This window comes from Chitinophaga pinensis DSM 2588, from assembly GCF_000024005.1.
GTDB lineage: Bacteria > Bacteroidota > Bacteroidia > Chitinophagales > Chitinophagaceae > Chitinophaga > Chitinophaga pinensis.
The window spans coordinates 1,626,357-1,647,442 of record NC_013132.1; the positions used below are offsets into that span (position 1 = coordinate 1,626,357).

The following is a 21,086-nucleotide window of genomic DNA, read 5'->3' on the forward strand; positions in this document are numbered from 1 at the left end:
TGGTGATACGTAATGCTTACCGGTAGAAGAAATAGAGCAACACCCAGGTCATTACCCCGAATTTCCTGCGTAGTGCCTTTAGGGCGACGGTCATTTGCTTTTTGACAGTCTGCTCTGTTGTTCCCATGATCTGAGCGATCTCTTTGTGGCTCAGGTGGTGTTTGCGGCTCAGTTCAAATACCTCCCGCATCCGCGGAGGTAAAGCCGCTATTTCCTTTTCTATGAGCGCTGTAAAAAGGTTTTCCCGTACCCGGTGGTCTGTAATAACTGTTTGTTCTTCCGTGAACCGCCTGATGGAGGTAAGATATTTGTCCTGTACTTCTTTATGTGCAATGTTGTTCAGGATGTGATTACGGACGCTGGCGTACAGGTATCCCGCCAGATTACTGCCGACGTTGATCGTGTCTCTCTTCGCCCATAAGGAGGTAAAAACCTCCTGGATAGCATCTTTGGCTTCTTCTTCATCCCTGGTTTTCTGCCAGGCATGGTTATGTAGAATGAACTTAAAACGATGGTAGATTTCTTCAAATGCGGATCTGTCGCCAGACCTGAGAAGGTCCGCCAATGCTGCATCCGACATATTACCATAAGTGTTCATCGGTTATAAATCTACAAAAAAATAAGGTAAAGGTGCGTCAGTCTTACAAGGTAATGCGGAGAACTTCTTACTGGACAATGCCTCACAGGATAGCATACGTCGCGGACTGCCATTGCATCCGGCTACCTTACGTTATCTCGGTGAGTTGTCTGGCAATGCTCCGTTGGCGAAACGCTTATCTGCACTCAATAGTAATCTGACCCGTTCCATGAGTAATGCTATGCCGGATAAAGCAACACTGCTGGCTGCCGGTGCCGATACGAGTGCTGACATCCTGCAACAGCGAGCTTCCCCAGGTATCTGTTGATAGATAAGAACGGAACCATTACGCATGTCAATGCGCCGAGGCCAACTAACACAAAGGAGCTGGCGACGGCTATTAACAGGTTATTGAATTAAGAAGTGTAGATGATAAGCTATCCGGCGATGAAGGTGGTAATAAAGGTCAGTTGACCATTGATGACCCTGAACTTATACTGGTAACTATATTCGCCGCCATCTTCACCTTCTACTGTCGAGCGTCCTCTTATGGTGAGTGATAAATCGCCTGTGGCAGCATCGTATTTTGCTATCATAAGGTAGAAATGTTCACTATCGTCTTCTATATCAGGTGTTTGCGTTTGCCCTTTCTCATATAGTTCGCTTGTCTTCAATTTCAGGAAGGAGGTAACGAATTGCTTATGAAAGATCTGATCAAAATAAAGCACAAACAGCTTCTCTGTCAGCGGTGCTTCTTTTTGGGCTAGTGCAGTCAGTTTTTTACCAGTTTCTTCATCATTGTACCCGCTGCAGGCGCTCCAGAAACTAGCTCCCGGATTGGCCACAGGGAATTTAAAGAATTGTTTTGCTTTTTCTTTGTCCCGCTGGTATACAGCGCTTCTGAATTCTTTTAGCTGGTCTATCCATGTTGCAGTTTGTGCATGAGTGGTAATGGCAAACAGCAAAAGCAGTAGTAAAGGGATTACTTTTTTCATATTGGGTAGGGATTGTATTGCAGGGCAAATTTAAGTCTGCCGGCAATAGTACCAAACCCTGCCGCACCTTATCCAAGTAGAAAGAAGATAATGGAGTATTATCGCTGCATTTTTTCCATTGGTAAAATTGAAATGCATCTCAGTTGCAAAAAAAACAGAATGATATTTTATCATGTAAGGCTGAGCTTCCTATGTGAGATTGTAAAATATATTGAATTACAGTTAGTTGTAGCTATGTTTGAAGGGGCTGTACGGAGTGGAGAATGCTTTCCTCAAACGGTATTATAGCGAATCTTAATTAAATGAAAATGCAAAATATTTGGGATACATGTAAAAATAGGTTATAAATTCGCTTGTCCTGGCGACATTATAAGTATCGTCAGGTAGCTGTAATTATTAAATTATAAACGAAAAAGTTGTGGTAATCGTCAATAGTTTCGCAGAATATCAAGCATTCGAGGGCAAAGAAATTGGGGTTTCTCAATGGCATACAATTGATCAGGCACAGATCAATAAATTTGCAGATGCAACCCTGGACCATCAATGGATCCATTGTGATGAGGAAAAGGCAAAAAATGAAGGCCCTTTCAAATCAACCATTGCGCATGGTTATCTGACCTTGTCATTAATTCCTTATCTGTGGAAGCAAATTGCAGATATCCGCAATGTTAAGATGGAAATTAATTACGGTATAGAACAATTTAAGTTTGGTCAGGCGGTGTTGGTGAACGACGAGGTACAGCTGAGTGCTAAGCTGAAATCTATCGTTGATTTGAGAGGCGTTACAAAAGTGGTGATTGCTGCGACCCTTAATATTAAAGGGAAGACAAAACCAGCTTATACAGGCGATGTAGTATTCCTGTATCATTTCTAGGGCATGTAAACCGTTTTGAATATCAAAGGCGCTTCAGTTGAATATTGAAGCGCCTTTTTTTCTTTGCAACCATTTAGCTTTGGTCGTATTACCTCGAGCGCCGAAAGGGCTGGCGATAGTAATTCGGGCATGTATATCCTATCGTTGAAAGACGGTAGCGCATTCAATTTATCAATACATGCTTATTTTTAAGAACATGGGCGACTCATTTAATTGAACTCCTGATACTGAACTTTTGACCTCAAACATTGGCATTCCGTCGCCCATCATCAGGGCAATCTCCATTTTGCCGAACTAACCCAAGTTCGTTTTCCAGCCTGCTGATTAAAGCACTTATCTAATATTTATTGTTCCGGATCCTTTGTGGGTATGCTTTTAAAGGGATGCCCGCTTTAGCCGGTTATTTGCCCGCTTCCCGCTGATTTTTACATTAACCCCTGATGATTGCGGCTTCATTTGCAACATAAACCTGATAAATGAAGTCTTACCTGAAACACTTTACTACCTCCGCCGAAGATCTTTCTCGCCCATGTAATGCTGGCGCTGCACGCTTACCAAACACTGGTATATGAATAGCTACGATGTTATTATCATTGGCAGTGGTTTTGGAGGCTCGATGGCTGCTAAACCACTCGTTGATGCCGGGATGAAAGTGCTCATGCTGGAGCGCGGTGACTGGGTAAAGCGCAGTGTTGAAGAAAACTGGGGGCCAAAGGGTTCTATTGATCTTTCTCCTTTTTATGATAAATCTTCCCTGTTGCATGTGCCCGTTGGCGGTAATAAACCAACCATGGGCTTGTATTCCTGCGTAGGCGGACCATCGGCTTTTTATGGCGGTGTATCTTTTCGTTTTCGCGAGGCCGACTTTGAAAAGAATGAGCAAATCGAGGGTAAGGATGCGCAAGGCTGGCCCATTACATATGACGACCTGGAAAGCTATTACACACAAGCCGAGGGCATATTAAACATATCGGGCGAAACGGATATTGATCCAACCGAACCACGCCGCAGTGCGCCATTGCCGCAACATGCACCTGCTTTGGCCAATATATCCCAAAAGGTGAAATCCAGCGCGCAAAAATTAGGGCTGCATCCTTTTCAGCTGCCTTTGGCGATTAATTACGAAGATACAAGCCGCCAAACCTGTCTTAGCTGCAAGACCTGCGATACTTTTGCCTGTGCCGTAAGCGCGAAGAACGACCTGGCTACCATCCTGATCCCTCAGCTGACGGCAAACGGTATGGAGCTACAGCACAATATGGTAGTGACAAGATTAAACGTACTAAATCGTCGTATTGTAAGCATCGAGTGCGTATCGAAAACATCCAAACAGTCGTATACATTTAAGGCCGATAAATTTATACTGGCTGCCGGTGCATTAGGTACACCGCATATCCTGTTATCATCGGGTCTGCAACACTACAACCCCGGCGGCGATGTAGTGGGCCGCTACCTGATGCGGCATTTAAATGCTATCATATTTGGTATTTTCCCCGGCGTTGCCGATAAGGAAGGCCGTTTTCATAAACAGCTGGCTATACTGGATTATTATTTTGGTCACCCCCAAGCCCCCGGATTTAATAAACTGGGTAGTTTACAGCAAATGCCAACCCCTCCCGCAAGTGTAGTTGAAAATGAATTAAAGGGCGTATTAGGGAAGGTACTTAGTCCGGCGGTAAAGTTATTAAGTGGCTTGCTGGCCATTGTTGAAGACCAACCGCAATACAATAATGCGCTAACGATTGATGCCGCTTTTTCCGATGAATTTGGTTTGCCCCGAGTTGTTATCAACCACAGCTATAGCGACAGGGATAACGCCGCAATGAAAATTTTAACCGAAGAGGGTAAAAAGATCATGAAAGGGGCGGGGGCGCTCACCCATTATATACATAATATTCGTACGTTTTCACACGCGGTGGGTACAGTACGTATGGGTTTGAACGAGAAGACATCAGCCCTTGACGAGCATTGCCATTTCAGGGGAATAGATAATTTATATGTTACCGATGGTAGCGTAATGCCAACATCGGCAGCGTTAAACCCAAGCCTAACCATTGCCGCAAATGCACTACGGGTAGGCGAATTTATTACCAGATTAAATTGACAGTTTATGTCGACCTACAAAAGGGTAGAAGGCCAGGTACGCATAGCCTTTTTAGGCTGCGGAGCAATAGCCGGTAAACATGCGAAAAGGCTCAAGGGTTTTGCAGGTGTAGAGCTGTACTTTGCCAGCCGTGCCGAAAGCAAGGCCAGGAAATATGCTGATCAATACAAGGGCAAAGGTTTCTTTTCTTCATATACCGCGGCCATCCAATCGCCGGATGTATCCGTAGTGTTTATCTGCACTCCACCGGATAGCCACCTGGCATTATCGATGGAAGCAATGACCGCAGGTAAACATGTTATATGTGAAAAACCGTCGTTTTTCCATTCAACAGATTTTGATATCATTGATAAGCTTCGCCAGGAAAAAGGCGTTCAGCTGTTGGTGGCTGAAAATTACTTTTATAAACCGGCGTTAAAAAAGCTGCGTGAAGTGTTGGCTATGAACCTGATAGGTGATATCAGGTTCTTATTTTTTAACGCCACCAAAAGTCAACAAGTAAGCGATTGGCGTGCCGATGGGGGGATAGCAGGCGGCGCATTATTCGAAGGGGGGATCCACTGGATCAACTATATATCAAACCTGGGCTTAACCGTACAATCTGTAACGGGGTTTCTGGCGTCAAATACCGGCAAGCCTGAACGCAGTATGCAGGTGGTAGCGAAATATGCAGAGGGGCCTGTTGGCACATTGCTTTATTCCTGGGAAGTGAACGCCTTGTTCAGAGGCTTACGCAATTCCCGTATTTTCGGTAGTAAAGGATCTATAAAATTTGAATCGAACGGTTTATACATATTTGTCCGCGGTGAAAAATGGCGGCTGATATTCCCTGGTATCAGAGACATCGGCGGAACAAAAGGCATGCTGGCCGATTTTGTAAATGCCTTGCGTACTGGTGAAGATGCCGCCTTTAATCTGCAAATGGCCAGGCACGATATTGAGTTAATTGAGCAGGCTTACCAAACGAGCGGCATATTATTAACACACAATTGCAGATAAGTATTATTTTATCCATGATTGTCGTCTTGCACCGATATGGTATGGGTTTTAAGTAGATTTAATATTACAAATGCGCCTATCAGCGCCGGAAAAAAGAGCAGAAAAGATCGCTGTAATAATGTAAAGACCGGCAATATGGATGTAGGGACAATCCTTGAAAACAAGACAGCAATGCTGGCTTCGGCAAATCCACTCCCACCAGGGCTTGGTGCGAAATAGATCATAAACTGGATGAGGATCTGAATGCTTATCACCTGTAACATATCGGCATGAATGCCCAGGCCCAATAATATCACATACTGCATACAATATTTATTCAGGTAAAGCAGCGTCGTCATCAGCAGACTCAGAGGAAACAGCAAGGGATGATGTTGTAATAATTTTTTACAAATTTGCTGGTAATGAAGAATGTTAGCATAAGACGTGTTAGCCCATTTCGTTATCCGCTCTTTCTTCGCAGGCCAGATCCGGCTACACAGCGCAGCGATTTTGATCAAAGCAGCTCCGATCCATAGCGGCTTCCAGAAAGCAAGCATGAAAACAACCCCAAAAGTGAAAAATACCGAGAAGCCATATTTGAGTAAAATCTTTATAAGGCCGCTTTCCAGTTGGTTATTCATTACCCATATAGCTAATAAGCCGGCCAATGGCATAAAGAGCAGCGTTGCACCCATGTTAATCAGGCTGACAATAAATCCGTCCAGTACTTTTACGCCATGGCGGTTGTATACATATAACTGAGCTGGGCCTGCACCACTATGGAATGGCGTTATTGCTCCCATAAACATATTAGCAACATTGGCCTTAAAACTTACCCAGTGTGACACGCCCGGTTTAAATTTTTGTATAAAAATATGGTTACGCCAGCTGCCCAGCATCAGGTCGATAAAAACCATACCGAAGCATATCAGTATATATTTAAGTTTAATGCTGCTTAGCGCTATGATGGTATCACCAGTATGTGAATAAAAAAACACGACAGCGACTGATGCGATGGTTAACAAACCAAGCCACATAGCCCCTTTAAGGATCATTCTTTTATTAAAAAGTTGTTTATCGGGATTTTCATTTGCTGTTGGTGCTTGAATTGATACTGTCTTTTCTGCTGTCTCCACTTTTTCTTCTAACAACATATGTATACTGGTTTATTCAGCTATTTTAGGATGGCTGGAAAAATAATTGCTATTTGTGATGCAAATAAAGCTGCAGTGATCAAGGTTTGATGATGAAAATAGGGGGAAGCGGGCAAATAACCGGCTAAAGCGGGCATAATAAATCAATGATCAGAAAGATATATTTTTTGGGATAACTTCACCAGGCCAGGAATAGAAAAATGAAAAAGAAGCCAGATATCAATCGTAGATATCCACTTATACCTAAAGTGATACTGACGCCAGTAAGCGGCTGGACGACTTTTTTCATGAATGTTCTTTATTCGATCATTGTTCTCTTATGTATCTGGGGTATTGTAAAAGTAATTGGGTGGCAAGACGATCGCAGGACTGAAAGGATTGCGGCAAGTAATACTAAAACGATCGGCACTATTGTCAAGGTGGGATCTATGAAAGGGAGTTATGCTTACTTTACATATGTTGTCGATGGTAAGACATATAAGGAAAGGACTGGCACTCCTTCCAGTTATATGTACCTGGGAGAGCATTATGAGGTCATTTACAGTAAAGACGACCCGTCAGAATGTGTGATAATGTTTGCCGCACCTGTCTTTCTGAAAGGAGAATTGACAAGAGAAACCGATGCTACCATCATCCATGTGGAATCAGACCTTATCGGATTCAAATACAATCTCCGTACCGGTGATGGTGAGATAAAACGTTTCCAGCGATTGCCTAAAGGAAAGAAATTGAATGTGAAGAAAGGTGATAGTTATGGGATAGAATACCGGGAAGCCGATCCGAGGATAGCTTATCTCAAATTCTGAGGTGTGAACCACACGCATAAATGAAGTCTTCCTCGACATCGCCCGATCACCACACGAATTACCACAAAAGAAAAACGGCAACAATACTTTAGTATTGTTGCCGTTATCTTCGTACCGCGTACGGGAGTCGAACCCGTCATTCCTCCGTGAAAGGGAGGCGTCTTAGCCGATTGACCAACGCGGCGTGTCGCGTTTGGGATTGCAAAGGTAGACAAAAACTTCAATCCACAAAATCTTTTTTAAAATATTTTCAAAAAGGTCAGAAAATATCACCTTTGTACAACTATGGGAAAATTAAACATACTTATAGCAGAAAACGATGCAGATGGTAAGGTACTGATCCAGGAATCCTTTGCAGATACCGGTTTGTTCAACGTATTAGCCATCGCAGAAGACGGCCAGATCCTTAAAACGATCATGGAAGAATCAGATATCCTGTTCCCGGATGTAATTCTGTCTGCGGCAGGACATGGGTATGATATCCTGTACTATCTGAAAACGAGTGACGCGTTCAGGGAAATCCCTGTCGTGACCTTTTCCGCCTCTGCAACCGGGAATGACGAGAAGAAGTGCGCACAAATGGGAGCACTGAAACACTTCATTAAACCTGATAGCGCTCCTGGCTATCAGAAAATGGCAAAAGAACTGTACGATCTCCTGCTTGGAGAATAAAATCCGTCCAACGCATGATATTAGAAAGGCATGGCCATCGGTCATGCCTTTTTTATGTCTTTACAATTGTTGAAAAGGCACGGTAATCCATATGTTTCCCGTAGATAACCCATAGATAAGCCATAGATAACCCGTATCTATAAGAATGGATTATATACGACTTATCTATGAATTACCTTCCTGATTCATTGCCGTTTTCACCGATCTCCTGACTTCTCTCACGGCAACAATTGAGAAAGTTGTGTAATTTGGCCCCTCCGCAACTACAACAAACAACTAATTATGAATAGGAAACAGCTGTTTCTGCTCCTGCTTGCACTATTTGTCTTTCGCGTGATTTATGGATTATGCTCAGAATTCTGGTTCGCCGACGAACTACAGATCTATCTGATCGGCCTGAAATCTTATACCACCGGTACCTGGCCAACCTACGGTCCGGATGTGGTGTATACCAATACCCAGATTCCGGGGGCGCTTCAGGGACTGCTGGTAAGTATCGGCTTCTATATCGCTAAACTGCCGGAAATGCCGGCCATCGTCCTGAACGTTTTCTCTTTTGCCAGCCTTTCTCTGCTGGCTTACTATATTACCCGCCGTATCAAGGGCGTACCTGCCTGGATTATCTGGGTACTCTGTATGACTACTCCCTGGACACTGTACTACAGTACCAGGGTGGTAAATCCATCTTATGCGATTGCGCTGGCCATTCCTTTCTTTATTTGTCTTTTGGAGGTATTACCTATCACAAAGGATAAATTCATCGCTCCATGGGTCTCTTTTGGCGTAATGGGACTGGTCACTACCCTGATCATGCAGTTACATATGTCCTGGATCCTCCTGCTGCCATATGCAGGGATAGGTTTCCTGTTTTATCTGCGCACAGAAGGATTTAAGAAAACTGCGTTATGTCTTTTTCCCTATATCGGCGGACTGCTCATAGGTACCCTCACGTTGATACCTACCTGGTTACATCCGGATCCGCAGGCAGGCAATGTGGGCGCTAATATTGTATTTAACTGGAAAAATATAGGCAATGCAGTGACCATCCTGACGAGGTACTGGTCGTTTGCAGCATTCGAAATACCTTATGTAGTAGGTAATTCAGAAGAGAAATGGCAGCTGCTGAAAGAACAGATGTGGATTGCGCCGTTTTTCCTGTTCCTCCTGCTGGTAGGATTTGTACAGGTAGGCGTGTTTATCCTGTCTTATTTCGTTAAAACCGACAACGAAGAATGGAAAAAAATGAGATGGCTGAATCTCTTTACCTATCTGCTGGTATTCGCGAGTTTCTTCTTTTCTATCAAAGGTCCGTCATCGCATACCTTCTGTATGCTGCTGCCGTTGCCGATGATATACTCGTTCTATTGCTATGAATGGCTGATCGCCAGGAAAGGATTTGTATTGAAATTGCTGAAGATCATCGTCATCAGTGGCGTGTTATTTCACGTAGGACTGGGCGTATTTAACTACCAGCACAGGTCCCTGTACAAAGACAGGGCAAAAGTGGTGAAAGCGCTCGATGATATGAATTATAAAATACTCGGTACCAGACGTTCCGATGATCTCGGATACGGTTACTGAGCCGGCTGGTCTTTATAACTGTACACTGTATAAGGATAGATCTTTTTGGCAGTATACCTGGCCACTGTACTGGCGATCAGTACCGGCACGGCAAGAATGAAGCCGCCGGATAAACGGCAGGCCAGTGAAGTTGATGTCAGTGGTGCATGTATACTGCCACTCAATACCGCAGCAATACCCATGATGATGAAATTGGCTACAATCAGCTGACTATCGAAGTAATGATTGCAGACTGTTGCCAGTAATAACCCCAACAGAGCGCCCATTACAATGCTTGGCGCAAATACACCTCCATCACCTCCTGCACCCAGGGTCACAGAAGAAATGATTGGTTTCAGTAACACGATTGCCAGCAGGGTAATACCGAAAGGAATGGTAAATGCCTCATGCTGGGAACGTCCAACCATTTCAGTAACTGCGCTATAGCTATCTCCAAATAATGCTGGCAGGATGAATATACCTGTACCGATAATAGCTGCCCCGGCAATAATACGTGTAGAATCTTTTTTTATCGTCCCAAACCGGTGTTTTATACCAATGACTGTTTTGGTAAAGAATACAGAGATGATACCAGCTATCACACTCAATCCGATAATGTAAGGGATCGCACTTACTTGCCAATGCGTAATGCTGAGCTTTAAGAAGGGCTCTTCATGAAGCAGTTGCAGCAAACCCCATGCGGCCAGTACAGCAGAGATACTGCTGAGCAGGATGGTTTTAGTCACTTTGCGGGCAATGACTTCAACGGCGAATAGTAAACCTACCAGTGGACTGCCAAACAGCGTTGTCAGACCACCAGCTACACCAGCACAGATCAGTTCCGTTTTATAGCTGTTGGCGATGGATGCCTTTTGCCTGGTCATAGCCCCGATAGTAGCAGTAGACACAACTGTAGAAACCTCTACGCCGGTCGAGCCACCGAAGATAACTGTCAGAAAACCATTGATAAAGTGAGAAGGTATTTTATAGCTGGGTAATTCATTGCGGCGGGTGTCCAGGGTCAGATAGATCTCTTTAATACCCTTGTTGGGTTTCTTCCGGAAAGCATATTTACGGAGTACATGTATCAGTACCAGACCGATCAGCGGGAATATGAGGAAAAGGTAGGAGGAAGCGGAGATAGTCTTAAAAAAATGCTCTTCGTAATGTTCAGTAATATGCTTCAGTACGCTTGCGAGGAGGGCTGATAATAAACCCGCCATAACAGAAGCAACAAAAAGTTTTATATAATTGAACTGAATAATCTTCTTACGCATAGCATTCCCTTGTTTTTGACGCTGCAAAGTTAGGGCATGAAAAACAAATGGAGCGTCTATTTTGTAGACGCTCCATTAAAATGTGCTTAAATACGCTTATTTAAAGATTACTCCAAAGAAGGTACGCATGTCATTCCAGGAAGCGGTATCAGCAGCAGCATTGTATTCAATAGGCATATTGAATTTCTTGCCGTTAGCAGTAGACGCAGGGTTGGTAAATGCATGGGTAGCACCTGCATATTCCTTAAATGTATAAGGGATGCTCAGGGAATCCAGTTGTTTTTTGAAAGTAGCTACGTCCTGAGCTGGTACAAATGGATCAGCTGCGCCATGACATACCAGGATCTGCGCTTTTGTCAGTCCCTGCTGTGGAGGAACGGTCTGCAGACCACCATGGAAGCTCACTACGCCATTTACCGGAAGACCCAGTTTCGCGCCATTCAGAACCATAGAACCACCGAAGCAATAACCGATCGCAGCAATACGGGTAGTATCAGCCTGTGGGAAGGTTTTTGCCTTTGCCAGCGCTGCCTGTAATCTGCTGAAACCCAGCTGTGGGTTCATATAAAATGGGGTAGCGTATGCTTTAGCCTGGTCAGGGTTTTCTGCATGTTTTCCACCACCATAAAAATCAATACCGATTGCTAGGTAGCCCAGCTCAGCCAGTTGTTTAGCACGGCCTTTTACGTAATCATCCAATCCCCACCACTCAGGTACGATCAGTACAATTGGTTTTTTAACGGTAGTATCGCTGCTGAAAGCGACAATGCTGTTAAGGGTAACGCTGTCAGCCTGGATAGTAACAGCTTCTTCTGTAATTGTTGGTTTGGTAACGGTGCTGTCAGCAGTATGTTCTGCACCTGCCTGCTGATTGTTACATGCAGCCATGCAGAATGCAAGTGCTGCGGGAGCGATCATTGTTGCAATGTTGAATCTCATGTGATAGTATTTGAGTATTTGTGTTTTATATGGAAAAAACGGCGCAAAGTTAAAGATTAATACTGATAGGGCTGCTTGCTGTTTATTTAAATAGGTACTGTTCTACCTGACACAGCTAAAATTAGCATAGGATTGTATAATTTCAAGACATGGAACAAGGATTTAACACTGCAATGGCAAATACACTGCTAGGTGAAGCGGGCATCTCGTCTGCCGGACTACTGGAGCAATTGCCGGTGGCAGCTTATATATGTGATGTGAATGGCGGCATCATATGTTGCAATGCGCGCGCTGTAAAATTGTGGGGAAGAACACCCTCTGCGGGGGAAACCATATTTCATGACAGTACGGTGATCGCTGCTGTATTAGAGGAGGGATTACCCTTAGAAGATTGGCAATCAACGATTAGTCATGCTGATGATACTTCAGTGATCGTCAGGGGGAGTATTACGCCGCTAAAAGACGGGGATGGGAGCGTGATCGGACTGATACATTGTTTTGAGAAAGTGGCCGTAACCATTGTTCCGGGTACAGAAATACGGGCCGGTCATCTCGCAGAACTGAATGAGCAGCTTCAACAGAGTGAGGAGAGATATTATAAGATGATCGAAGAGGTGGAAGATTACGCCATACTCTCCATGGATAGATCAGGGATTATTCAGAACTGGAACAAAGGCGCTGAAAAGATTAAGGGATACCATGAATCTGAAATTGTCGGCCGGCACTTTAGTGTGTTTTATCTACCGGAAGACCGTAAACGACAATTACCGGAACAATTGATTTCGGAAGCGATGAAGACCGGAAAAGCGGCACATGAAGGCTGGCGGATGCGTAAAGACGGGACCCGTTTCTGGGGCAGTATTGTTATTACAGCTTTACATGACGCAGACCGGCAGGTGATCGGCTTTTCAAAAGTCACCCGCGACCTTACAGAAAGAAAGCTGGCGGAAGACAGGATCCGACAGTATGCAAGCGACCTGGAATTTCAGAACAGGGAGCTGGAACAATTCGCTTATGCAGCGGCTCATGATATGAAAGAACCACTTCGGAAAGTACAGTTCTACAATAACTATATCAATGACAATGCAGCAGATGCATTACCGGAAAAGGCGCGGGAATACCTGCACCGTTCCATTAATGCAGCCTCCCGGATGCAGGGACTCATTGACGATCTGCTGATGTATTCGCAGGCATCAGCCTTTTCTAAAGAACCCGAAGACGTAGATCTGACTACCATTGTAAATGAGGTATTGGAGGCTCACCAGCCTACAATAGACAAATTGAAGGCGGTCGTCCATCTGGACCCCTTGCCGGTGATGCGTGTCATTCCGTTCCAGTTTAGTCAACTATTTGATAACCTGATCAGTAATGCACTCAAATACCATCACCCTGAACGCCATCCCCATATCAACATTACTATTACAAAAACGCAGTTGCCTGCAGAGGATATCCTTCTTAACAATGCGGAGCTGAATGGATATAAATTATCTGTATCCGATAATGGGATCGGTTTTGAATCTGACCATGCAGAAAAGATATTCGATGTATTCCAGCGTTTGCATACCCTGCCGGATATTGCCGGTACGGGTATCGGACTGGCCATCTGTAAAAAGATCGTGCTGAATCATCGCGGGCAAATTAAGGCATATGGCATACCGGGTATCGGCGCTACCTTCGATATCTTCATTCCGATTGAATAGCAACTAGTCTTTGCTGATATCCAGCATCTGGCGGGCCATGTTATTCAGGTCTTCCGTTTTGGTGGGTTTTACAAAATAGAGATCCGCACCATTGTCCAGGCAATGTCTTACATGGTCGGCCTGGCTGGATGTGCTCCATACAACTTTAGGGATCGCCTGTAGCTGCGGGACGCCGGCTATCTTTTCCAATATTTCTACTGCATTGAAAATCGGCATTTTATAATCGAGTATAAGCAATGAGGGCAAACAGTTCTCTGGACAGTTGACCAGATAGTCAATCGCCTGTTGCCCATTCATGACAGAATAGATATTTGCAGCCGGATCCTGTTTTAAAATTGCGTCTTTCAGGATTTCCTGGTCTTCCGGGTCATCATCTGCTAAAAAAATAATTTTAGCCTTGCCATCCATAAGTAAGATATAAATTTGTAAACTTCCGTATTGAGGGCTTAAATTATACAATCTTTCGAAAATTTCAATAGCATGTGTTGCCAGGCCGGGATAGTAGTACTAACTATATTATGGCTGTAGTGCGGGCTGAGCAGACACACGGATATAAGCTCTTTTGGCCGCATAAAGTGCCTGTATGATCCGGCGGGGGCTTCTCCATTCAAAAAGACGGATGATCCAGACGGTAAATTTGATCAGCTTTCCGGCTGGTTGTAATAATCCCACTGCAAGTTTCCCGATACCGGCATCTCTGGCTGCAATACAGGCCGTGTAATCAGCTCCCTTTTTCTCCGATAGTTCTTCGGCAAAACGCCAGGCGCCGTCCCGGGCATTGGTAAGACTGAATTGTATCAGAATAGATTCATTATTGCCGGCGTTCAGGCCAAGCAGGGACAGAAAAGGGGAGATGCGGTTGATTTCTGTAAGGACTTCTCCTGTCAGAGAACCCAGAATATCATTAATGGTATTGAAATCTCTTCGAATAAAGCGGATGTCCTGATCACCGGATGTTTCCACAGCAGCAATACCCAGGTCCAGGTTAATATGGGCATTCATGCCCAGCAACAGATGCTGTAAAACCAATACGGATGATTTTTCGGCGCCTTCAAATGCGACCAGCCAGGAGCCGGTAGGCGGCTGACCATTTTTATACTGGCGAACGGCTTCTATATACCTGTTGGCAAATGTGACGTCCAGTTTTTCCATCCTGGGGCCATCTTCAAATTCATGATTGAGAATGCCTTCCTGTACCCTGACGGTTACTTTGTGATAGAGGGCGGCAAAGAAGCCAAGTCTGCTGTTGGTATCTGCGGAGGTAGTAATAATGTCTTCCAGTTGCTGAATGACTTCATTAATAGTGTGGGCGGCCATAATGTGGTGTTTTGGGGGTAAACTTTGCTGGCCGTAAATCTAACTTAATTTAATAAGAAAAGGGTTAACCAGAAGGTGGAAACCTTCCAGGCGTAACCCTCTCCATTACAAAACTTAAAACACTTACGCTGCCGTAAATGTGAATGAGTGTATAATGATTTCTACTTCCTGGTTATTGGAAGGCGCACTACCCTCAAACAACCAGAGGTTCATGTGCACCGGCAGGGCTAATGTGCTCACATTATATCCTGCAGGAGTCGTCCATGGGAAGAAGGAATTTGCTTCAGTAAGGTTGTGTCCATGGTAACCTTTGTAGGCTACGGACGTCGCAGTCCTGGTGAACTTATACGAAGAGTAGGTGCCATTCAGGGCCAGCTCATAAGTCTGGGATACGTTGCCTGAACCGGTGGCAGGATACACAGTATAGTTATAATTAGGCCATGCGTTATTGCCCCAGCGAGCAAATTCGATGTCTACTTCATGATGACCATTATCGCCGGATTTGTAATTGAACAGACCCAGTACAATGTTTCTATCCAGTTTATCTACAGCGCCTTCTACTTTCCATACATAAGTGCCATAGCCGAAAGACTGCGTAGTGGTTACTTCAGGGCAATACCATCTGCCGGTGGCAGCGTCTTTCCTTATTTTCAGGTGCAGGTGACCAGCGCCATCCACCCATACATTGCTGGATGAGTTGCTCCAATAGTTGGGACCTGGACCGGAAGTGCCTGCTTCATTTCTTACCTCCCAGGTATATCCGCTGAAACTGACATAAGTAGCTTCTGCAGCAGGCTTACGGCCTCCGTTGGCCTGATCTGTACCAGTCGTGGATGCCGCGTCTTTGGCGCAGCTGCTGAATATAGCCAGGATAGCAATCAGCATTGTGAACTTTTGCATAGTTAATGGTTTACTTTAGGGAAAATGAGGGTTTTGCTATTATGACAATTGGGGTGGAGGTATACTTTGATGTGACCGCAAGAAATTTTTTAAATAGATAGGAAGGGCAATAAAAAAGGCCCTCCAACGGGAGGACCTTCTATAATAAGTAAACTTACTTTCTGAGTTTCTGGAGATTAAACCAGTTTTCTGCTTCGGCTCTTGTTTCATCTGGGATGATATCCAGGAGTGTTGTATGCAGCCAGCGGAGGTTTCTTGTTTTCAGGAAAGCTTCCAGTTTCTGACTGGCTTCCAGGAAAACGGCATGTACAGTACATACGCCTGTCTGCCCTCCATTTGTCATACCGATTACGCAACCGGAGCGTACATCATGACATTCGAAGAGAGAGACCCTGCCTTCCACTGCCACGGCTATATCCCAGAATGAGATTTCCTCGGCCGGTCTGGCCAGGACATATCCTCCTTTCACTCCCAGGGCCGAACGTACAAGTCCGCCCTTTTGCAAACGGGTAAAGATCTTTGCGAGATAGCTTTCTGAGATATTCTGAAATGTAGCCATATCCGCAATCGTCATGGCACTATCCCTGGACACGTCCACCAGATAATACATTGAGTGAATCGCGTATTCAACACCTTTTCCCAGTAATGGCATACAATTTTAAGCTGGTTATCCCCCAAAGATAGCTAAAAAGCAGGATCTGCCGGGATTGCAGCCGCAACGTTTGCCTCTGGGTCTGGAGATGGTACGATCCATACAGTGTTAATTTCTGTCTTGATCTGTTTGCCCACTGCTTCATTCGCTTCCATTTTCCGCTCAAATCCTCTGGTGAATAATGCCTTTTCAGGCCCAAGGTCGACGCAGGTAACATAAGTGGATTGCACATACGGTAGTTTCTCTCCGCCAAAGAGATCGGCCACAGCATTGTGACCTGACCACTTACCCTGGAACAGGGAATACTGACAGGACATCAGCGCATGGTTTACGCCATCTGGTTTGGAGAGGGCCGCATCTCCGGTGACCATAATATTGCTATAACCAGGTAATTTGAAATACTCGTCAACGGCCAGTCTGTTCATATTGTCTTTGTCGCCGGTGAAGAAAGCATGTAGCGGATTAGCCTCCAGACCGGCCGTCCATACAACGGTGCCGGCAGGGATCTGTTCTCCGTTAGCCAGGTAGACCAGGTTTTCTTCAATTTTTACCGGAAGGGTGCCCAGACGTAATTCAATATGCTGGTTCAGCAACACTTCATTAATATAGGTACGGGCTTCAGGGGAATAGGCGCCGCCTACATTACCCTGCCGGTCGATCAATACTACCTTTATCTGCCGGTCCGCATATTTATTAACAATCTCCTGTACACCCGTCACGATCTCCAGTCCTGTCAATCCACCGCCGACTACCACTACCGTATCAGCGCCATTTTCTTTAAAACCGCCGGCTGCCAGCTGGGCAATATGTGCGTGCAACTGCGTAGCGCCCTGGAAATCGTCGATATGATGGATCTTTTCTGCCCCGGGAATATCAGGACGTTTTAATCTGCTGCCTGCTGCAACAATCAGATAATCATATGTTAAGGTTGTTTGCTGGCCATCCTGGTCCATGATCAGGCGATGTTCCGCTGGCTGAATGTCTGTGACCAGACCGGTCAACAGGGATACGCCCAGCGGTTCCAGTAATGGCTGGATATTGGTCCGCACGGTATCAAGGTGTGCTTCATACAGCCTTGGACGGTTGGTTAAGTAGTTGTCTTTATTGATCACGGTGATCTTCAGTTCAGCCGTTTTTCCCATTTCCCGGCTCTGTCTTACAGCGCTCACAGCACTCCAGAACCCGGAGAAACCGCCGCCTATAATGATGAGATGTTTCATAAAGAGTTAATTTAGATAATTCGGATACATGTTGTCGCAAATATAGTTTTGTTTGGAATAAAACGGGAAATTATTTTTGTAAAGGGGAGTCAGAAAAGGGGCTTTATCAGGTTATAGTGGACAGGGAAAATTATTGTATTTAATTGTGGAACAGTGCTTTAAGTGGGTGTTTGCTCCTTTGCAGGAAAAACCCTTATATTTGGGTATCATGAAAGCAAAAATTAGCAAAAAGGGTACTGCCTTCTTAAAGAGTACACAGGCTTCTAATGCATTAATTGCAGCTGTTGTGAATAATTTCAAACAATTATCCAATGGGGTTGCTATTCCTTTTCATGTAGCCATCAATGACGGAAGATCTTTGCGTGACCTGGAAGTCAGGGTCCGTAAAGTGACTTCTATGTAACCCGGTATCCATATTTAGCCATATCTGCCTCAAAGATGAATTTAGCATTAGGTGCTTTTATCCTCACGCTGTTATTTCTTCCTGCAATATCCTTCAGACTGGCTGTTAACCGCCTGGAAAATCTGAAAGGGCTGTTGTCTACTTTATCGATCACTGACTCTATATGGGTATTTACAGTGGTCCCTATTTTTATCCATATCATTATCCTGCTCTGCTTCTGCCTGTTCAATGTGACAGTAAAGTTTGACCTTATCCTGAATATTATTTATTCCAACGCAAGATTTACCCTGAACAATGCTGTATTAGGTCCGGACATCATTAAATTTCTGGGGTATAACCTGCTGGCTATTTTTCTGGGTGGCGTACTGGGGTTTGTGATTAATAAGCTGGAAATGGGCTGGAAGCTGGTATCCCGTTTATTTGGTCTGGGAAATGAATGGTACGAAGCATTTGAAGGCGATATCCTGAATATATCAGGAGAACAAAGCAATGTGTCTAACATAGACCTGGTCTACCTGGACGTGCTGGCCAATACCAAGGAAGCCAGTATCCTGTATTCGGGTATCCTGGTGAAATATTACTATAAACCTAAGTCGACCGAGCTGGATTATATCGTGCTGCAACGTGCTGTAAAAAGGGATCTGCGAAAGGAGTTCAGATCAGATAAACCGCATGTGGAAGCAGGTAAGGCCAGCTTTTACGATCAGCATACGGGCGACTCCATGCCTGTAAAGGGGGATTACCTGATCATCCCGATGAAAGAAGTGCTGAACATCAATATTACCTACCTGTATTTTGACATCCCGGAAGACGCGATTGATCAGCTGGCAGAATAGTCAGTGATCAGACCTGTAATCTGCTCAGGGTCTCCCTGCTGACGCCCAGATATGCGGCGATCATCGCTTTGGGTACCCGCTGAAATAAAGTAGGATACTGGTGTAATAACTGCTGATATCTGGACTGCGCATCATTCTTCAGCAATGCCATAACCCTGTTCTGCATACTGATAAAGCCGGAGGTGACTTTCAACCGGCAGAAACGTTCATATTGATGTATTTCGTCACACAGCCTTTTACGGTCATCATAAGACATGTATAACAGCTCGACATCTTCCAGGCATTGAATAATAAAGGAAGAGGGAGCACCGGTATGCATGGCCTGATAATCTGATACCCACCAGTTCTCCATAGAGAATTGCAGAATATGCTCTTTGCCGTTATTGTCTACCAGGAAGGTTTTCAATAAGCCTTTCAGCACAAAATATTCATGATTGACGGGATCGCCCTGATGAAGAATGATGGCATGTTTTTTAAACCGTTTCTCTTTAAAGCAGGAAACTATGCGCTCATATTCGGCATCAGTCAGATCAGCTAATTCCGCAAAATGTTTTCTCAGCGCCGGGTACATAAGTTCAGTTGAACGCAAAGGTGAATGATTTGATGTGACCTACATCACATCAAATCTGTGATACAGGTCCTTGTCGCAAGGTAGCACCTAAAGGTAGCTTTGTGAAAAAATAAATATATGAAGACGAAGATAAAATATGTCTCAGCATTAATGGCCCTGATCTCCGTACTGGCATTGCATACAACAAGCGTATCCGCGCAGCAGAAAAAGAAGGTACTCATTGTAGTGACTTCCTTTTCCGCATTGAAAGATGGTACTAAAATGGGCCTCTGGCTGGAAGAGTTCACCACTCCTTACTACCTGTTAAAAGAAAACAATATCGAACTGACGATCGCTTCTCCTGAAGGCGGTAAAGCACCTGTTGATCCGAGAAGTATATTACCTGATTTCCTGACGCCGTCTGCAAAACAATTTCTGGGGGATGGGCAGGCACAGAAGGTGCTGAATAATACCGTAAAACTGAGTACGGTTAAGGCAAAAGATTATGACGCAGTATTCTACCCCGGTGGACATGCACCTATGTGGGACCTGCCTGAAAATGCAAAATCAGTTGCCCTGATCCAGGCATTCATCGAACAGCAAAAGCCTGTTGCCTTCGTTTGTCATGGTCCTGCTGCTTTAAAGAATATTAAGACAAAAAGCGGGGCTTACTTCACCAGTGGTAAGACAGTTACCGGCTACTCTAATAATGAAGAACAGACCGGTCAGACGACACACCTGATACCTTTCTCCCTGGAGGATATGTTGAAAGAGCGTGGCGCTAAATATGAAAAAAGTGAAACGCCATGGGGGCCATTTGCAGTACAGGACGGTTTGCTGATCACAGGACAGAATCCTGCTTCTGCAGCACCAACGGCACAGAAATTACTGGTGGCTTTATCCGCAAAATAAAAGTATGATCCGGGATGCATAGCGCATTCCGGATTAATGCTTTCTATATTTGTGACGTATGCCAGTTAATAAAAGTGTAAGTACGATAAACGCGAATGTATATGATGCATACCACAGGCCATATTGGTAGCAGGGCAATGGTTTGGTAGACCAGTTAGTATGCAGGTAGTCGGGGAGAAAACTAGTGATGAATAGCCAGATATTTTCTATATAAAAGGAAAGATTACAGAGTATAACCATTGTAATGGTCCAGATAATACTATAGCGCCTTCCTGGTGATAGCGATAAGAGGATATTGATAACCAGTAATAATATCGGAATTGATAATGCCCGCAACCGGAATAAGAAAAAGCCATGTCCTGCATCGTCCTCGTAATGATAGGCAATAAGTAGTTCAAGCAGCCATAAGAATAACAAAAAGCAGGCGACAGCAGCAGCTGTTATATTGGCTGAAACAAGCAGATTTTTCTTATGTAGATGAATGAACGTGAAAATTGGTGATAATACCATTAGCAGGAGAATAGTAAATGCATAGCCGGGAAACAGTGCCCACATATGGTTAGAGAAATATAATAAAACGTCACTCATCATGTAGAAATACAGGTTATAGGAATGCGATGTATAAAGATAGTATCCTTTTTCATTTAGTATGTATTCAGC

The 21,086-nt window shown here is 44.5% G+C and carries 23 protein-coding genes and 1 tRNA gene; 11 read left to right on the forward strand and 13 right to left on the reverse strand.

Annotated features, from left to right (window positions below; all coding sequences use genetic code 11):
* Positions 1-16: 16 nt before the first annotated feature.
* The gene (locus tag CPIN_RS06730; RefSeq protein WP_012789032.1) at positions 17-598 is read right to left on the reverse strand and encodes an RNA polymerase sigma factor; all 582 of its coding nucleotides are present in this window, start codon (positions 596-598) and stop codon (positions 17-19) included.
* A 145-nt stretch (positions 599-743) separates the two neighbouring features.
* Here CPIN_RS06730 and CPIN_RS38915 point away from each other — a divergent pair, with 145 nt between their 5' ends.
* Positions 744-905, forward strand: a complete 162-nt coding sequence (locus tag CPIN_RS38915; protein WP_187294745.1) for a hypothetical protein — start codon at positions 744-746, stop codon at positions 903-905.
* Positions 906-1,014: 109 nt separating this feature from the next.
* Here CPIN_RS38915 and CPIN_RS06735 read toward each other — a convergent pair whose 3' ends face one another.
* The gene (locus CPIN_RS06735; protein ID WP_012789033.1) at positions 1,015-1,572 is read right to left on the reverse strand and encodes a hypothetical protein; all 558 of its coding nucleotides are present in this window, start codon (positions 1,570-1,572) and stop codon (positions 1,015-1,017) included.
* A 418-nt stretch (positions 1,573-1,990) separates the two neighbouring features.
* Here CPIN_RS06735 and CPIN_RS06740 point away from each other — a divergent pair, with 418 nt between their 5' ends.
* The 3 genes from CPIN_RS06740 (at position 1,991) to CPIN_RS06750 (ending at position 5,549) form a co-directional block, all read left to right on the forward strand.
* Entirely contained in the window at positions 1,991-2,446 is a 456-nt protein-coding gene (locus CPIN_RS06740; RefSeq protein WP_012789035.1) for a MaoC family dehydratase, read from the forward strand.
* A 568-nt stretch (positions 2,447-3,014) separates the two neighbouring features.
* The gene (locus tag CPIN_RS06745) at positions 3,015-4,550 is read left to right on the forward strand and encodes a GMC family oxidoreductase (protein ID WP_012789036.1); all 1,536 of its coding nucleotides are present in this window, start codon (positions 3,015-3,017) and stop codon (positions 4,548-4,550) included.
* A 6-nt stretch (positions 4,551-4,556) separates the two neighbouring features.
* Positions 4,557-5,549: a Gfo/Idh/MocA family protein gene (locus CPIN_RS06750; RefSeq protein ID WP_012789037.1), complete on the forward strand. Its 993-nt coding sequence runs from the start codon at positions 4,557-4,559 to the stop codon at positions 5,547-5,549.
* 8 nt (positions 5,550-5,557) lie between these two features.
* Here the strand turns inward: CPIN_RS06750 and CPIN_RS06755 are convergent, their stop codons facing one another.
* Positions 5,558-6,682 (reverse strand): lysylphosphatidylglycerol synthase transmembrane domain-containing protein, encoded by a 1,125-nt coding sequence (locus tag CPIN_RS06755; RefSeq protein ID WP_012789038.1) that lies wholly within the window; start codon positions 6,680-6,682, stop codon positions 5,558-5,560.
* 200 nt (positions 6,683-6,882) lie between these two features.
* On the opposite strand from CPIN_RS06755, the gene CPIN_RS06760 reads away from it, so the two are divergent.
* A complete protein-coding gene (locus CPIN_RS06760; protein ID WP_012789039.1) occupies positions 6,883-7,488 on the forward strand; it encodes a hypothetical protein in 606 nt (201 codons plus the stop codon).
* A gap of 112 nt (positions 7,489-7,600) precedes the next feature.
* On the opposite strand, the gene CPIN_RS06765 is transcribed toward CPIN_RS06760, so the two are convergent.
* Positions 7,601-7,672, reverse strand: a tRNA-Glu gene (locus CPIN_RS06765).
* Positions 7,673-7,773: 101 nt separating this feature from the next.
* On the opposite strand from CPIN_RS06765, the gene CPIN_RS06770 reads away from it, so the two are divergent.
* Positions 7,774-8,160 carry a response regulator gene (locus tag CPIN_RS06770; RefSeq protein WP_012789040.1) on the forward strand — a complete coding sequence of 129 codons (387 nt, stop codon included), beginning with the start codon at positions 7,774-7,776 and terminating at the stop codon, positions 8,158-8,160.
* 282 nt (positions 8,161-8,442) lie between these two features.
* The gene (locus CPIN_RS06775; RefSeq protein WP_012789041.1) at positions 8,443-9,741 is read left to right on the forward strand and encodes a hypothetical protein; all 1,299 of its coding nucleotides are present in this window, start codon (positions 8,443-8,445) and stop codon (positions 9,739-9,741) included.
* Here CPIN_RS06775 and CPIN_RS06780 read toward each other — a convergent pair.
* Together CPIN_RS06780 and CPIN_RS06785 are read right to left on the reverse strand one after the other, a co-directional pair.
* Positions 9,735-10,997 carry a chloride channel protein gene (locus tag CPIN_RS06780; protein ID WP_012789042.1) on the reverse strand — a complete coding sequence of 421 codons (1,263 nt, stop codon included), beginning with the start codon at positions 10,995-10,997 and terminating at the stop codon, positions 9,735-9,737. The genes CPIN_RS06775 and CPIN_RS06780 overlap by 7 nt on opposite strands.
* 96 nt (positions 10,998-11,093) lie before the next feature.
* Positions 11,094-11,936 (reverse strand): dienelactone hydrolase family protein, encoded by an 843-nt coding sequence (locus CPIN_RS06785; protein WP_012789043.1) that lies wholly within the window; start codon positions 11,934-11,936, stop codon positions 11,094-11,096.
* A 149-nt stretch (positions 11,937-12,085) separates the two neighbouring features.
* Here CPIN_RS06785 and CPIN_RS06790 point away from each other — a divergent pair, with 149 nt between their 5' ends.
* Entirely contained in the window at positions 12,086-13,636 is a 1,551-nt protein-coding gene (locus CPIN_RS06790; protein ID WP_012789044.1) for a PAS domain-containing sensor histidine kinase, read from the forward strand.
* A gap of 3 nt (positions 13,637-13,639) precedes the next feature.
* Here the strand turns inward: CPIN_RS06790 and CPIN_RS06795 are convergent, their stop codons facing one another.
* The 5 genes from CPIN_RS06795 to CPIN_RS06815 form a co-directional block, all read right to left on the reverse strand.
* The gene (locus tag CPIN_RS06795; protein ID WP_012789045.1) at positions 13,640-14,044 is read right to left on the reverse strand and encodes a response regulator; all 405 of its coding nucleotides are present in this window, start codon (positions 14,042-14,044) and stop codon (positions 13,640-13,642) included.
* A 108-nt stretch (positions 14,045-14,152) separates the two neighbouring features.
* Complete coding sequence (locus CPIN_RS06800) at positions 14,153-14,953, reverse strand: DUF5995 family protein (RefSeq protein WP_012789046.1); 801 nt, start codon at positions 14,951-14,953, stop codon at positions 14,153-14,155.
* 123 nt (positions 14,954-15,076) lie between these two features.
* Positions 15,077-15,853, reverse strand: a complete 777-nt coding sequence (locus CPIN_RS06805; RefSeq protein ID WP_012789047.1) for a glycoside hydrolase family 16 protein — start codon at positions 15,851-15,853, stop codon at positions 15,077-15,079.
* 154 nt (positions 15,854-16,007) lie between these two features.
* The gene (locus CPIN_RS06810; RefSeq protein ID WP_012789048.1) at positions 16,008-16,505 is read right to left on the reverse strand and encodes an RrF2 family transcriptional regulator; all 498 of its coding nucleotides are present in this window, start codon (positions 16,503-16,505) and stop codon (positions 16,008-16,010) included.
* A 32-nt stretch (positions 16,506-16,537) separates the two neighbouring features.
* Positions 16,538-17,725, reverse strand: coding sequence for an NAD(P)/FAD-dependent oxidoreductase (locus CPIN_RS06815; protein WP_012789049.1), 1,188 nt, complete (start codon positions 17,723-17,725; stop codon positions 16,538-16,540).
* 208 nt (positions 17,726-17,933) lie between these two features.
* Here CPIN_RS06815 and CPIN_RS06820 point away from each other — a divergent pair, with 208 nt between their 5' ends.
* Positions 17,934-18,128: a hypothetical protein gene (locus CPIN_RS06820; RefSeq protein ID WP_012789050.1), complete on the forward strand. Its 195-nt coding sequence runs from the start codon at positions 17,934-17,936 to the stop codon at positions 18,126-18,128.
* A gap of 35 nt (positions 18,129-18,163) precedes the next feature.
* Complete coding sequence (locus CPIN_RS06825) at positions 18,164-18,964, forward strand: hypothetical protein (RefSeq protein WP_012789051.1); 801 nt, start codon at positions 18,164-18,166, stop codon at positions 18,962-18,964.
* Positions 18,965-18,971: 7 nt separating this feature from the next.
* Here the strand turns inward: CPIN_RS06825 and CPIN_RS06830 are convergent, their stop codons facing one another.
* Entirely contained in the window at positions 18,972-19,553 is a 582-nt protein-coding gene (locus CPIN_RS06830; protein ID WP_222838186.1) for a Crp/Fnr family transcriptional regulator, read from the reverse strand.
* Between the two features lie 99 nt (positions 19,554-19,652).
* On the opposite strand from CPIN_RS06830, the gene CPIN_RS06835 reads away from it, so the two are divergent.
* A complete protein-coding gene (locus CPIN_RS06835; protein ID WP_012789053.1) occupies positions 19,653-20,426 on the forward strand; it encodes a type 1 glutamine amidotransferase domain-containing protein in 774 nt (257 codons plus the stop codon).
* 33 nt (positions 20,427-20,459) lie between these two features.
* On the opposite strand, the gene CPIN_RS06840 is transcribed toward CPIN_RS06835, so the two are convergent.
* Complete coding sequence (locus CPIN_RS06840; protein ID WP_012789054.1) at positions 20,460-21,017, reverse strand: hypothetical protein; 558 nt, start codon at positions 21,015-21,017, stop codon at positions 20,460-20,462.
* Positions 21,018-21,086: the final 69 nt, after the last annotated feature.

Excerpts from the sequence above, each read along its gene's own strand:
- CPIN_RS06805 (WP_012789047.1), bottom strand. The coding sequence starts at position 15,853 with ATGCAAAAGTTCACAATGCTGATTGCTATCCTGGCTATATTCAGCAGC.
- CPIN_RS06820 (WP_012789050.1), top strand. The coding sequence starts at position 17,934 with ATGAAAGCAAAAATTAGCAAAAAGGGTACTGCCTTCTTAAAGAGTACA.
- CPIN_RS06840 (WP_012789054.1), bottom strand. The coding sequence starts at position 21,017 with ATGATGAGTGACGTTTTATTATATTTCTCTAACCATATGTGGGCACTG.
- CPIN_RS06780 (WP_012789042.1), bottom strand. The coding sequence starts at position 10,997 with ATGCGTAAGAAGATTATTCAGTTCAATTATATAAAACTTTTTGTTGCT.
- CPIN_RS06775 (WP_012789041.1), top strand. The coding sequence starts at position 8,443 with ATGAATAGGAAACAGCTGTTTCTGCTCCTGCTTGCACTATTTGTCTTT.
- CPIN_RS06755 (WP_012789038.1), bottom strand. The coding sequence starts at position 6,682 with ATGTTGTTAGAAGAAAAAGTGGAGACAGCAGAAAAGACAGTATCAATT.
- CPIN_RS06790 (WP_012789044.1), top strand. The coding sequence starts at position 12,086 with ATGGAACAAGGATTTAACACTGCAATGGCAAATACACTGCTAGGTGAA.
- CPIN_RS06730 (WP_012789032.1), bottom strand. The coding sequence starts at position 598 with ATGAACACTTATGGTAATATGTCGGATGCAGCATTGGCGGACCTTCTC.
- CPIN_RS06745 (WP_012789036.1), top strand. The coding sequence starts at position 3,015 with ATGAATAGCTACGATGTTATTATCATTGGCAGTGGTTTTGGAGGCTCG.
- CPIN_RS06795 (WP_012789045.1), bottom strand. The coding sequence starts at position 14,044 with ATGGATGGCAAGGCTAAAATTATTTTTTTAGCAGATGATGACCCGGAA.
- CPIN_RS06770 (WP_012789040.1), top strand. The coding sequence starts at position 7,774 with ATGGGAAAATTAAACATACTTATAGCAGAAAACGATGCAGATGGTAAG.
- CPIN_RS06810 (WP_012789048.1), bottom strand. The coding sequence starts at position 16,505 with ATGCCATTACTGGGAAAAGGTGTTGAATACGCGATTCACTCAATGTAT.
- CPIN_RS06760 (WP_012789039.1), top strand. The coding sequence starts at position 6,883 with ATGAAAAAGAAGCCAGATATCAATCGTAGATATCCACTTATACCTAAA.
- CPIN_RS06750 (WP_012789037.1), top strand. The coding sequence starts at position 4,557 with ATGTCGACCTACAAAAGGGTAGAAGGCCAGGTACGCATAGCCTTTTTA.
- CPIN_RS06785 (WP_012789043.1), bottom strand. The coding sequence starts at position 11,936 with ATGAGATTCAACATTGCAACAATGATCGCTCCCGCAGCACTTGCATTC.
- CPIN_RS06815 (WP_012789049.1), bottom strand. The coding sequence starts at position 17,725 with ATGAAACATCTCATCATTATAGGCGGCGGTTTCTCCGGGTTCTGGAGT.
- CPIN_RS06735 (WP_012789033.1), bottom strand. The coding sequence starts at position 1,572 with ATGAAAAAAGTAATCCCTTTACTACTGCTTTTGCTGTTTGCCATTACC.
- CPIN_RS06800 (WP_012789046.1), bottom strand. The coding sequence starts at position 14,953 with ATGGCCGCCCACACTATTAATGAAGTCATTCAGCAACTGGAAGACATT.
- CPIN_RS06825 (WP_012789051.1), top strand. The coding sequence starts at position 18,164 with ATGAATTTAGCATTAGGTGCTTTTATCCTCACGCTGTTATTTCTTCCT.
- CPIN_RS06835 (WP_012789053.1), top strand. The coding sequence starts at position 19,653 with ATGAAGACGAAGATAAAATATGTCTCAGCATTAATGGCCCTGATCTCC.